Annotated in this window: 9 protein-coding genes; all 9 read left to right on the top strand. The window is 54.1% G+C overall.

What is annotated here, in order from left to right; translation table 11 throughout:
- Nucleotides 1-24 precede the first annotated feature (24 nt).
- The 9 genes from VI01_RS11410 to VI01_RS11370 all read left to right on the top strand — a co-directional run bounded on the left by VI01_RS11410 (nt 25) and on the right by VI01_RS11370 (nt 12856).
- On the top strand, nt 25-1509 hold the full coding sequence (locus VI01_RS11410) for a sugar ABC transporter ATP-binding protein (protein ID WP_034824628.1): 1485 nt from the start codon (nt 25-27) through the stop codon (nt 1507-1509).
- A gap of 14 nt (nt 1510-1523) precedes the next feature.
- Nucleotides 1524-2555 carry an ABC transporter permease gene (locus VI01_RS11405; protein ID WP_038646197.1) on the top strand — a complete coding sequence of 344 codons (1032 nt, stop codon included), beginning with the start codon at nt 1524-1526 and terminating at the stop codon, nt 2553-2555.
- Between the two features lie 794 nt (nt 2556-3349).
- Nucleotides 3350-4267 (top strand): nitrogen assimilation transcriptional regulator NAC, encoded by a 918-nt coding sequence (gene nac / locus VI01_RS11400; RefSeq protein ID WP_034824624.1) that lies wholly within the window; start codon nt 3350-3352, stop codon nt 4265-4267.
- A gap of 188 nt (nt 4268-4455) precedes the next feature.
- Complete coding sequence (gene cbl / locus VI01_RS11395) at nt 4456-5415, top strand: HTH-type transcriptional regulator Cbl (RefSeq protein WP_045815184.1); 960 nt, start codon at nt 4456-4458, stop codon at nt 5413-5415.
- Nucleotides 5416-5679: 264 nt separating this feature from the next.
- Entirely contained in the window at nt 5680-7137 is a 1458-nt protein-coding gene (locus VI01_RS11390; protein ID WP_045815269.1) for an NAD-dependent succinate-semialdehyde dehydrogenase, read from the top strand.
- 423 nt (nt 7138-7560) lie between these two features.
- Nucleotides 7561-9030 (top strand): aldehyde dehydrogenase, encoded by a 1470-nt coding sequence (locus VI01_RS11385; protein WP_045815183.1) that lies wholly within the window; start codon nt 7561-7563, stop codon nt 9028-9030.
- 32 nt (nt 9031-9062) lie between these two features.
- On the top strand, nt 9063-9731 hold the full coding sequence (locus VI01_RS11380; protein WP_045815182.1) for a haloacid dehalogenase type II: 669 nt from the start codon (nt 9063-9065) through the stop codon (nt 9729-9731).
- Nucleotides 9732-9745: 14 nt separating this feature from the next.
- Nucleotides 9746-11023, top strand: coding sequence for an FAD-binding oxidoreductase (locus tag VI01_RS11375; protein ID WP_038646204.1), 1278 nt, complete (start codon nt 9746-9748; stop codon nt 11021-11023).
- Nucleotides 11024-11251: 228 nt separating this feature from the next.
- Complete coding sequence (locus VI01_RS11370; RefSeq protein ID WP_045815181.1) at nt 11252-12856, top strand: ABC transporter substrate-binding protein; 1605 nt, start codon at nt 11252-11254, stop codon at nt 12854-12856.

The following is a 12856-nucleotide window of genomic DNA, read 5'->3' as shown; positions in this document are numbered from 1 at the left end:
GACTCAGCCGTACGGAGGTGATGTATGACCGCTTTTGCGCTTGAAGCCGAAGGCATCAGCAAGTTCTTCCCCGGAGTGAAGGCACTCGACAATGTCTCACTACGCATTAAACCGGGGTCGGTACATGCCCTGATGGGTGAAAATGGCGCGGGCAAATCCACTTTAATGAAATGCCTTATCGGGATGTATCGTCCCGATAAGGGCACCATTCGCATTAAAGGGGAGCCGGTGCAGTTTCAGGACACCATGGATGCGCTGCGTTCTGGCATTTCCATGATCCACCAGGAACTGAATCTGGTGCCTTACATGACTGTGGCTGAGAACATCTGGCTCGGTCGCGAACCGATGAAGTACGGCTTTGTTGACCACGCGTTGCTGAACAAGCAAACGCAGGAATTACTCAACAAACTTAATATCCGTTTAAAGGCCGATCGTATGGTTGGCGAGCTGAGTATCGCTGCTCAGCAGATGGTGGAAATTGCCAAAGCGGTGTCGTGGAACTCCGACATTGTGATTATGGACGAACCGACCTCGGCACTGACGGAAACCGAAGTGGCGCATCTGTTCACCATTATCCGCGACCTGCGTGCACAGGGTAAAGCCATCATCTATATCAGCCACAAGATGGATGAAATCTTTACCATCACCGATGAGATCAGCATCTTCCGTGACGGAACATGGGTGGGCAGCAACAGCACCTCTGAATTTACTCGTCAGTCATTAATTACCCAGATGGTGGGCCGTGAACTGACGCAGCTGTTCCCGAAATTCAATGGTGAGATCGGCGAAGAAGTGCTGACGGTGCGCAACCTCACCTGTAAAGACCGTTTCACCGATATCAACTTCACGGTACGCAAGGGTGAAATCCTCGGCGTTGCCGGCCTGGTCGGAGCGGGTCGCAGTGAGGTAATGGAAAGTTTGTTCGGTATGGAAAGCTTCGACAGCGGTGAAGTGCTGATCGATGGCGTACCGGTCAAAATTGATTCGCCTTCCACGGCGATAGAGAAGGGCATGGCGTTCCTGACCGAGGACCGTAAAAAGTCCGGCTTATTCCTGGTGTTGTCGGTGATGGAGAACATGAGCATCGTCAACATGCCGGATTATGTCAGTAAAGCCGGTTTCGTTAGCCACATGAAGATGGCGCAGGACTGCATGGAGCAGATCCGCAAGCTCAATATTAAAACGCCGACCATGGATCAGATCATCAACAACCTCAGTGGCGGTAATCAGCAGAAGGTGTTGATTGCGCGCTGGCTGCTGGCACAACCGAAGATTCTGATCCTCGATGAACCGACGCGCGGTATTGACGTCGGGGCAAAAGCCGAGATTTACCGCTTAATCAGCGAACTGGCGAACCGTGGCGTGGCCATCATTATGGTCTCGTCTGAGTTGCCGGAAATTCTGGGCATGAGCGACCGCGTGATGGTTATGCACGGCGGACGTATAACTGGCATCCTCGATAAAGAAGAGGCCAATCAGGAAACCATTTTGTCGTTGGCATCCGAGTGAGGCGCGAGACATCTATGAGCAACGTAAAAATTACGGCCCCGCAGGCCGCGGAATCGACATCCTTCTTTGGCAATCTGCGCCATAAGCTGCCGAAAGATACCGGCATCTTTGTGGTGATGTTAGGTATTGCCCTAATCTTTGAAATTGCAGGCTGGTACGTACGTGACCAATCTTTCCTGCTCAACACCAACCGTCTGGTTTTAATTGTGTTACAGGTGGCGATCATCGGCATTATCGCGGTGGGTGTGACGCAAGTCATCATCACCACGGGGATTGACCTGTCGTCTGGTTCGGTGATTGCACTGACCGCGGTGGTGGCGGCCAGCCTGGCACAAACCTCTGACAGTCTGACACCGATGTATCCTTCTCTGGTCAACCTGCCCGCAGTCATTCCGATTGTGGCGGGTATTGGTGTCGGCTTGCTGTGTGGGGTGATGAATGGTTTCCTGATTACCAAAACCGGTATCCCGCCATTTATCGCGACACTGGGCATGATGGTGTCGGCGCGTGGTCTGGCGCAGTACTACACGCAAGGTAACCCGATCAGCTTCCTGTCAGATGGCTTTACCTCCATCGGCCAGGGTGCAATGCCGGTGATTATCTTCCTGGTGGTGGCCTTCCTGTTCCATATCGCTCTGAAGCATACGCGTTACGGTAAGTATGTGTATGCCATTGGCGGCAACATGACCTCGGCCAAAGTGTCAGGGATTAACGTTAATAAATACCTGATCATCGTCTATACCATTGCCGGTGCGCTCTCTGGTCTGGCGGGTGTGGTGCTGGCGGCGCGCGTCAGTAGCGGCCAGTCAAGTATGGGTATGGCGTACGAGCTGGATGCGATTGCCGCAGCCGTTATCGGCGGTAGCAGCCTGATGGGTGGCGTGGGCCGTATTACCGGCACGCTGATTGGTGCGGTGATTCTGGGTCTGATTAAGAGTGGATTCACCTTCGTCGGTGTGGATGCTTACGTGCAGGACATCATTAAAGGCATCATTATTGTTGCCGCAGTTTCCATCGATATGCACCGCAACCGCAAAAAACGCTGATACGCGTCGTCCTTCGCGCTGTAACTGCGTTGGCTACGCTTGTTCACCCCGGTCACATAGTGGCCTATGCTCCCGGGGATGAACAATCTTGCCGCCTTGTTACAGCGCGAATGACTTAGCGTATCTGCTCCGGGTGGGTTGTAAACTTTTTATTTTTTCATGGATGACATGTTCAGCGGTTATCTGTGCTCTCAGATCTAAACGGCCTGCCAGCCTTGTTACAGCGCGAATGACTTAGCGTATCTGCTTTGAGCAGGGTGTAAAACAATTCATTTTTACGTTCATCTCCCTCCGTTATCTATATACCCCAGGCTGAACGGCCTTTTCAGTTTTACAGCGCGAATGAGTGAACATATCGCCTTGAACGTGCTGGAATCAAAACTCCGCTTCTTGAGTCCTGTCACGCTTTAGCTGCCTTGCCTCACAATAAGTTTTCCCACTGGTTGATCCTGTTCCTTTCCCCGCGTTTGCTTTCGTTCTGACCGTTTTAGGTCACTTTCTGCGACTTCTGCACCACTACAACGCTTTGGGTCATCACTTTTTTGCACACCTGCCACGCAATTTACGCACCATGGTGGTGCATTCTGATTCGTTTTTAATCACTCTGCGTCATGCGCTCAGCTTATTAACTCTTAAGAGGTAATCAGAAAGGCTTATTTTCCGTGCCGTTAGGAATATTCTGGCACTGCTTTTTCACGCTTCGAATAAACCTGGCCTGCATATTGCAACTTCATGAACACAAGCCAGCAGGCTGAGACACCCAAACGGGTTATTCGGGGATTGACGGAGGCAATATGAATTTAAGACGACTGAAGTACTTTGTAAAAATCGTCGATATCGGCAGCCTGACTCAGGCAGCAGAAGTGCTGCACATCGCGCAGCCTGCGCTTAGCCAGCAAGTTGCGACGCTGGAAAACGAACTCGATCAGCAGTTGCTGATTCGCACCAAACGTGGCGTAACGCCAACCGAGGCGGGCAAAATTCTTTATGCTCATGCTCGTACTATTCTGCGCCAGTGCGAACAGGCGCAAACAGCCGTCATCAACGCGGGTCAGGCGTTAAATGGCCAGGTATCAATTGGTCTGGCACCGGGCACCGCCGCTTCTTCGCTGACAATGCCACTGCTGCAAACGGTACGTGAACAATTCCCGGATGTGCTGGTGTATCTGCATGAGAACAGCGGCACCTCTTTAAATGAAAAAGTGATGAACGGTCAGTTGGATATGGCGGTGCTGTATGACCGTGCTCCGACAGCTGGCATTAACAGCATTCCATTGATGAAAGAAGAGTTGTATCTGGTCGGTGCGACCGCATGCCCGGGCGCTACCGTTGATCTCGCTGATGTCGCGCAGATGAATCTGTTCTTGCCGCGTGACTACAGCGCGGTGCGCAAACGTGTTGATGAAGCTTTCTCTCTGCGTCGTCTGAGCGCAAAAATCATCGGCGAAATCGAGTCAATTTCAACCCTGACCGCCGCAGTTTCCAGCGGCATGGGGGTGACCGTTCTGCCGGAATCAGCGGCTCGCGCCCTGGTGAGTTCAACTCACGCGTGGATGGCACGTATTAATAGCCCATCGCTGAATCTGCCGCTCTCACTGAATATCTCTGCGCGCCTGCCACTGTCACCTTCCGCGCAGGCAGTGAAAAACATCCTGCTGTCACTGCTGAATAAGCCGATGACGGAAGAACGCGAGTTGATGTTGGTCGGTTAATCCCTTCTTCTTTACCCCAGCTATCTCCGGCTGGGGTAAAGCCTTCACGGTTAAACACCCGCAAACGCGTCGGGATATCACACCCCCCTTATTACTATTCTGCATAACACACCGTTTTTTATTATTTCCTGCAATGACACCAACTTCATAACATGGACGAAACAGGGCAGGGAACAGGAGAAAAGGGTGTGAATTTCCAGCAACTTAAAATTATACGTGAAGCAGCACGTTGCGAATTCAACCTGACAGAAGTGGCGAACACGCTGTTTACCTCACAATCTGGGGTCAGCCGCCATATTCGCGATCTGGAAGATGAACTCGGCGTCGAGATCTTCATTCGTCGCGGCAAGCGATTGCTGGGCATGACTGAACCGGGCAAGGCGCTGTTAACCATTGCTGAACGCATTCTTGATGAAGCAGGCAAAGTGCGTCGCCTGGCGGATGTGTTTACCAATGAAACCAGCGGCGTGCTGACGATTGCCACCACGCATACGCAGGCCCGCTATAGTCTGCCGCGTGTGATTAAAGCATTCCGACAGCTCTATCCTAATGTTCGTCTTGAACTCAATCAGGGTTCGCCGCAGGAAATTGTGGCCATGCTGCTGGCGGGTGAAGCTGATATTGGTATTGCCTCCGAGCAACTGGTGAACAACAGCAGCCTCGCGGCATTCCCGTGGTTTAGCTGGCACCACTCGTTATTGGTGCCACACGACCATGAACTGTTACAGCATCAGCCGATCACGCTGGCTAGCCTGAGCCGCCATCCATTGATCACCTATCGTCAGGGGATCACGGGTCGCTCACGTGTTGACCGCGCGTTCCAGGCGGCGGGCATCAAGCCGGATATCGTGCTTAGCGCGCAGGATTCTGATGTCGTGAAAACCTATGTTGAGCTGGGTCTCGGCGTCGGCATTCTGGCTGATCAGGCATGTGACATCTATGAGGGTGAGGATTTGGTGAAAATTGACACTCATCATCTGTTTGATGCCAACACCGTCTGGCTGGGATTGAAGCGTGGCCAGCTGCAACGCAATTACGTCTGGCAGTTTCTGGAACTGTGTAATGCCAATCTGTCGCTGGAAGAGATTAAGCGTCAGGCGCTCTCTTATGAAACGGAGTCTGAACCCGCTATCGATTTCCAGATTTAAGCCACAGGTCGCCATGAAGGGTGACCCAACATTCCCCGTAGGGTGCGCATTCATGCGCACCTGGCCACAAACCTCACCGTAAACGACGACGCATTCATGCGCACCTGGCCACAAATCGCACCGTAATTGATGACGCATTCGGTGCAGCATAAAATTTCTTTTGTCGCCTTAAAACGCATCCCAGCCCAGTTTCCACCCCGTAGAAAAACATCCTGCACTGCTGCGCCACGTTACAGTGAAATGAACAGGATAAAGGGGATGAAAATGTCGCGGATACAATTAAAAGATGCAGAGCTGTTGCGCCAACAGGCGCTGTTTGGTGGACGCTGGCAAGACGCTCACGCGGGCGCCACGTTGCCGGTCATCGATCCCTCCACTCAACAGCAGATTGCGACTATTCCGGCACTGGGTGCAGCCGAAACTGAACAGGCGATAGATTATGCTGAGTCGGTGCGTGTCAGCTGGGGCAAAACCCCGAATGCATCGCGCGCCGCGCTGTTGGATAAGTGGCATCAGCTGATTCTCGATAATGCGGACGATCTGGCGATCATCATGACCGCCGAGCAAGGCAAGCCGCTGGCAGAAGCGAAAGGCGAGGTGTTATACGGCGCCAGCTTTGTGAAGTGGTTCGCTGAAGAGGCTCGCCGCATCTATGGCGATACCATTCCGGCGCCCAGCGAAGACCGCCGCATTCTGGTTCTGAAACAGCCCGTTGGTGTGGCCGCCGCGATCACACCGTGGAATTTCCCGATTGCGATGATTACCCGCAAAGTGGCACCTGCGCTGGCCGCCGGTTGCCCGATCATCGTGAAACCTTCTGAACTGACACCGCTGTCGGCCCTGGCACTGGCGGTGCTGGCAGAGCGGGCAGGTTTTCCCTCTGGCGTTCTCCAGGTGCTCACCGGATTGCCGACCGAGATCGGCAGCACACTGACCGCCAGCCGCACGGTACGCAAAATCTCCTTTACCGGATCCACACGTGTTGGCCAGTTGCTGATGCAACAAAGTGCCGACAGCATCAAGCGTCTGAGCCTTGAACTGGGCGGTAACGCCCCCTTGATAGTGTTTGATGATGCCGATCTCGATGTCACCATCCCTGGTGTGATGGCGAGTAAATTCCGTAATGCCGGACAAACCTGCGTCTGTGCCAACCGCATTTTGGTGCAACGCGGCATCTATGATCGTTTCAGCGAGAAACTGCTTGAGGCAGTGGCAACCCTTAAAGTGGGGGATGGATTTGAACCCAGTAGCACGATTGGGCCACTGATTAACGATCGCGCTGTTGAGAAAGTGAACAGCCATATTGATGATGCGCTTAGCCAGGGCGCCACCTTACTGCGTGGCGGGATCAGTGCAGCGAATGGCACCTTTGTTGAACCGACCGTGTTGGGTAATGTCACCAGCAGTATGCGTATTGCGCATGAAGAAACCTTCGGCCCGGTCGCACCGCTTTTTGTCTTCGATACGGAAGAGGAAGCGATACGCATGGCGAATGACACACCTTATGGATTGGGCGCTTATTTCTTTACGGAGAATATACGCCGAGCCTGGCGCGTGGCGGAATCATTAGAGTTTGGCATGGTCGGTTTTAATACCGGTGCGATTTCATTAGATGCGGCCCCCTTTGGCGGAATTAAATTATCAGGATTAGGACGTGAAGGTTCTCGCTATGGTATTGAAGAGTATCTTGAGCAGAAAACGTTTCATATGGGCAGTTTATAAATACAGCAATGCGCGTTAAATCGTGCCGCTACAAATAGGTAGCCGTGCAATTTATTGCGCATAATGACTTTCATCATCAATTTCATAATCAGCGCCGGCGGCCTCAGGTTCCCGGCGCTGTTTTATTTTGTGCGCACCGTCATAATTTTCCGGCTCATCACCGTTTTAGTGCAAGTTTTGTGCGAGCTGCACCGTAGGGATGCACGAATTTTGTGAAGTAAATCATCTGTTTATTCCTTCGGCAATTCCGCAAATTTTCCCTCTCCAATACGGCAGAAAATTTTTCTGGACTGTTTTTTACGCATTTTTATTTTTTACTGGGCTGGCATACTTTCTGCATTAGCTTATTAACGTGACAGATAAATGCAGTGCAAATCGTTAATTGGCGCACATGTGATGGGTGTAACAAATAAGGAATTTTCCATGTTAAGTTTCGACCCTGAAAAAGTTTCTCTCCCCATTGGCCATTATATTGGTGGCCAGCATGTCACCACCCAGGGCGCACGTTTCGCCGTAAAACGGCCGTCTGATGGCAAAGTCTATGCCGAGCTGAGCGAAGCCCAGGCCAGTGATGTTGATCGGGCTGTCACCCTGGCTCATGAAGCGCTAAAAACCAGTGGCTGGCGCAGCTGCCCACCACGGCAACGTGGCAAAGTGTTACGCCGCTGGGCGGATCTGATTGAAAGCGATCCGTTACTGGCTCAGCTCGAAGCGTTGGGGTCGACGCGGCCGATCAGCGATGTGGTACAGCATGAAATTCCGTTCACTGCAGAAGCTATCCGTTTCTATGCCGAGTGTGCAGACAAATACAGTGGCGATCTGTTCCCGACGCAAGAAAGCAGCCTCGGCATGCTGATTTCGGAGCCGTACGGCGTGATTGGCGCGATTACCCCGTGGAATTTCCCGCTGTCGATGGCGTCATGGAAATGCGGTCCAGCACTGGCAGCGGGTAATGCCGTGGTGCTGAAACCTTCGGAGCTGACACCTTTCTCTACGGTGCGCATGGCAGAACTGGCGGTACAGGCCGGTTTACCGGCGGGCATTCTGAATATTGTGCAGGGCAGTGGCGCAGTGACCGGCAGCGCCCTTGTCACCCATCCGCTGGTGCGCAAAGTCTCGTTTACCGGTTCCACTATGACGGGCGCTCGCATCATGAGTGACGCAGCACAGCATGGCATGAAGCCTGTCACGCTGGAGTTAGGGGGTAAAAGCCCACAGTTGGTGTTCGATGATGCGGGCGATATCGATGTGCTGGCACAGCGCATCCTGCGCGGTTTCACCGCCAACGGTGGACAGGCATGCGTCGCGGGTACTCGCCTAATTGTGCAACGTGGCATCGCTCAACCGCTGCTGGATCGCCTGGTGGCGCTGTGTCAGCAGCCGCAGCCAGGTGTCACCTGGCAAGACAGCAGCCGTTATGCGCCGCTGATCGATGAGCGGCAGGGCAACAAGGTGGCATCAGTGATTGCTGAAGCCAAAGCGCAGGGCGCGGAAGTGTTAGTGGGCGGTGAGCGTTTTGCCGACACCGATGGCGGGTGGTTCTGGCAACCGACCTTGCTGTGTGGTGTGGCGGCAGACAACCCAGCCGTGCAGCAAGAGATTTTTGGCCCGGTGCTGACCGTGCAGGAGTTCGACAGCGAAGAGGAAGGTCTGGCGCTGGCCGCGCATGAGACTTACGGATTGTGTGCGGGCGTGCATACGCTGAGCCTGCCGCGTGCCATGCGAGCGATGCGTGCCATCGAATCTGGCACCGTATGGATCAACCGTTATGGCCGCTCCGGTGATTTTATTATTCCTACTGGAGGCTTCCTTGGCTCTGGTATTGGCAAGGATCTGGGACGTCAGGCATTTCAGGCCTGTCAGCGCCAGAAGAGTGTATTAATCGATTTTTAAATTCACGTATTAGACAACGACGAGGTCGCGTCATGGCACTGTTTAAACCGAAATTCATCACCTTTGATTGCTACGGCACCCTGATTAACTTTGACATGGCGGGAGCGGCTGAACGCTGCTTTAAGGATCGTGTATCCCCGCAGGAGATGCTCGCATTCACCACCGATTTCGCCATCTATCGCCGCGATGAGGTGCTGGGAGCGTGGAAGCCTTACTACGATGTGGTGAGTGATGCATTGCAGCGCACCTGCAAAAAATGGGGCGTGCAGTGGAGCCAGGCAGACAGTGATTTTATCTACACCGATTGCGCCTCCTGGGGACCGCACCCCGATGTGCCGGCTGGGCTGGCAAAAGTGGCGAAAGAGTTTCCGCTGGTGTTGCTCACCAACTCTATGAACGATTTGATTCCGCACCATGTGCCGCGTCTCGGTGCACCGATCCACATGACCATCACCGCGGAAGAAGTGGGTGCGTATAAGCCACAGATGAAAGGCTTCGAGTACATGCTGGACAAGTTGAATTGTGGTCCAGAAGAGATCCTGCACGTTTCGTCGAGCCTGCGCTATGACCTGATGACCTGCTACGACATGGGCATCAAAAACAAAGTGTGGGTCAATCGCGGTCACGATCCGGCCAACCCAGCGTATGAATACACCGAGATTAAAGACATCGGCGGTCTGCCCGCTGTGGTTGGACTCTAAGCCCGGAGGCGGCGATGAAACTCGAATCATTCTGGCAAGCCACCGCACCGGAATTTACCGGCGCAGCGAGCGGCGCACTGCCGACGGTTGCGGATGTGGTGGTGATTGGCGGCGGATTTACCGGCATCTCAACCGCGCTGAATCTCGCACGACAGGGTATCAACGTGGTGGTGCTGGAAAGTGGCAACGTGATGAGTCAGGCCTCCGCGCGTAACGGTGGGCACTGCAATACCGGCGTGTCGCAAAACTTTGCTTCGTTGGTGGCCAGCCAGGGGATCGAACAAGCCAGTCGCTTCTACCGTGCTTTTGACGACGCCGTGAGTTATGTCCAGCAACTGGTGCGGGAAGAGCAGATTGATTGTGATTTTCGCCTGTGCGGCAAGCTCAAGCTCGCCAGCAAAGCGTCGCACTTCCCCGGGCTGCGCAGCGCATGGCAACTGATGCGTGACACCGTTGACCCGGAAATCGAGTTGATCAGTAAAGATGAGATTCGCCGTGAAGTGGGCAGCGATGCCTTTCACGGTGGCTTACTGCAAAAACGTGGTGGCCAGATGCATATGGGCAAGTTCGGCATGGGTCTCGCCAATGCGGCGGCCCGCGCGGGAGCGAAGATCTTTCCGCATCACGCGGTGACCGGCTTGACGCGTCTGGATGGCTACCGTCATCGCGTCACCACCGCCAGGGGCGAGATCATCGCGGAAAAAGTCATGATGGCCACCGGCGTATCGAATGAAGGGCCATTCCCGTGGTTCCAGCGCCGCATCGTGCCGGTAGGCAGCTTTATCGTGGTGACTGAACCGCTGGGTGATGCGCTGATTGAACAAGTGCTGCCCAAAGATCGCACCTACGTCACCTCGCTGAACATCGGCAACTACTTCCGTACCACTGCCGATCGTCGCCTGGTGTTTGGGGGGCGCGCACGTTTTGCCGTCAGCAATCCGACCTCGGATACGCGCAGCGGCGAAGTGTTGCGCGCCGCGATGACCGCGCTGTTCCCGCAGCTGGGCAAATCGCGCATCGATTACTGCTGGGGCGGCATGGTGGATATGACGTCCGATCGCCTGCCGCATGCGGGTGAGCACGATGGCGTGTTCTATTCACTGGGTTACAGCGGCCATGGCACACAGATGTCGGTGTGGATGGGGCGGGTGATGGCGGATTTACTGGCAGAAAAACGTAACGAAAACCCCTGGCAGCGCGATGCATGGCCTGCGCTGCCAGGTTACCACGGGAAACCCTGGTTTTTGCCTCTCGCGGGGCTGTATTACAAGGCTAAGGATCGGCTCTCCTGATAGTTAGTCTGGTGCGCATCAATGTGCACTCTACGATGGGATTCTTCAGGTCGCTACTGATGCGCGCCGGGGGGACTCTCTCGAGGGGGCGCATAAATGCACATCCTAAGGTGTCATTGATTTGGCATTCATGCGGGCGCTATCCGGTCTGGTCGGGGCCACATTGATGGCGATGTGATTGACGCTCGATTATCAAAACAAACAACTTTTCATATTGAGGGTGTGCAGATGAGTAAATTCGATAAAGAGTCTGACGCTGTAAATCCGGCCCTGACACGCATGCTGACTGAGGGATCTCTGTCACGTCGTGGCCTGATGAAGTTGTTGTCTGCTGGTGCAGTCATGAGCAGTGGCTTGATAGGTTTTCCGCAGATGAGCTTTGCGGCTGAAACACCGGTGAAAGGCGGCAAGATGCGTGCAGCCATGTCCAACGCCTCCGCTACCGATACACTCGATCCTGCCAAAGGTAATAACAGCGGTGACTACACCCGCCAGTTTATGGTCTATAGCGGCCTGACCGAACTCGACCAAAAGTTGGCGATTCAACCGGGGCTGGCGGAATCCGTGGAGTCTTCGGATGGTGTCACCTGGCACATTAAATTGCGCAAAGGGGTCACGTTCCACGACGGTAAAGCCCTCACCGCGAAAGACGTCATTTACTCACTCAGCCGCCACAAAGATCCCGCCGTGGCTTCCAATGCCTTTAAGCTGGCCGATCAGTTCAAAACCTTCACGGCGGTGAACGATAACGAAGTCACACTGGAACTGAGCAGCGCCAACTTTGATTTGCCTTATATGCTCGCCAGTGCCCCGTTCCTGATTGTGCAGGATGGCACCAAAGACTTCAGCAAAGGTATTGGCACGGGTCCGTTCAAATTGAAAGAGTTCACGCCGGGCGTACGCTCTGTTGGCGTGAAGAACCCGAACTACTACAAGCCCGGCCTGCCACATCTCGACGAAATCGAACTGCTGGGCGTCACCGACCAGGCGGCACGCGTCAATGCGCTAATGTCGGGTGACTTGCATATCGTATCGACCCTGAGCGCAGCCGACAGTAATCGTTTGAAAGCCACGCAAGACTTCGCGGTGCTGGAAAGTAAGGCGGGCATGTACACCAACCTGATCATCCGCACCGACATGAAGCCGGGTAGCAGTGAAGATTTCGTGCTGGCGATGAAGTATCTACAGCCGCGTGAAATTGTGCTGAAAACCGTGTTACAGGGTTATGGCGATATCAGTAACGATACACCCGTGCCGCCGTGGCATCCGCTGTTTAACGCCGATCTCAAACCGCGTCCACTGGATGCCGAAAAAGCCAAATTCCACATCGAAAAAGCCGGCATGAAAGGGGCAACGGTGGAGATCATCACCACTCCCAACATAGAAGGTGCGGTGGAAGGGGGCCAGTTAATCCAGCAAGTGGCACGTAACACCGGGCTGAACGTTAAGGTACGTCGCGTGCCGTATGACGGCTACTGGTCAACGCACTGGACCAAAGATCCGGTGGGCTATGGCTCGATCAACCCGCGTCCAACGCTGGATATGCTGTTCTCTCAGTTCTATATGTCGAGCGCGGCCAACAATGAATCTGGCTGGAAGAACGATCAGTTTGACCAGTTGGTGGTCGCCGCACGCGGTGAGCGCGATCAGGGCAAGCGCAAACAGATGTATGGCGATATGCAAAAGCTGATCTATGACCACTGCGGCACCATCATCCCCACCTTTATCAGTACCCTCGACGGGTACAGTAAAAAAGTGGGCGGCGTCGAAGCCTGGCCAAGCGGCATGATGATGGGTTACCGCTTCCATGAGTTCGCCTGGCTGAAAGCCTAA

The organism is Pantoea sp. SM3 (assembly GCF_000963995.1).
Lineage (GTDB): Bacteria > Pseudomonadota > Gammaproteobacteria > Enterobacterales > Enterobacteriaceae > Pantoea > Pantoea rwandensis_B.
This window is presented reverse-complemented; position numbering and strand designations above follow the sequence as displayed.

Bases quoted from the DNA above. Each gene is read 5' to 3' on its own strand.
- VI01_RS11380 (WP_045815182.1), top strand. From the start codon at position 9,063: ATGGCACTGTTTAAACCGAAATTCATCACCTTTGATTGCTACGGCACC.
- nac (WP_034824624.1), top strand. From the start codon at position 3,350: ATGAATTTAAGACGACTGAAGTACTTTGTAAAAATCGTCGATATCGGC.
- VI01_RS11410 (WP_034824628.1), top strand. From the start codon at position 25: ATGACCGCTTTTGCGCTTGAAGCCGAAGGCATCAGCAAGTTCTTCCCC.
- VI01_RS11385 (WP_045815183.1), top strand. From the start codon at position 7,561: ATGTTAAGTTTCGACCCTGAAAAAGTTTCTCTCCCCATTGGCCATTAT.
- VI01_RS11370 (WP_045815181.1), top strand. From the start codon at position 11,252: ATGAGTAAATTCGATAAAGAGTCTGACGCTGTAAATCCGGCCCTGACA.
- VI01_RS11390 (WP_045815269.1), top strand. From the start codon at position 5,680: ATGTCGCGGATACAATTAAAAGATGCAGAGCTGTTGCGCCAACAGGCG.
- VI01_RS11375 (WP_038646204.1), top strand. From the start codon at position 9,746: ATGAAACTCGAATCATTCTGGCAAGCCACCGCACCGGAATTTACCGGC.
- VI01_RS11405 (WP_038646197.1), top strand. From the start codon at position 1,524: ATGAGCAACGTAAAAATTACGGCCCCGCAGGCCGCGGAATCGACATCC.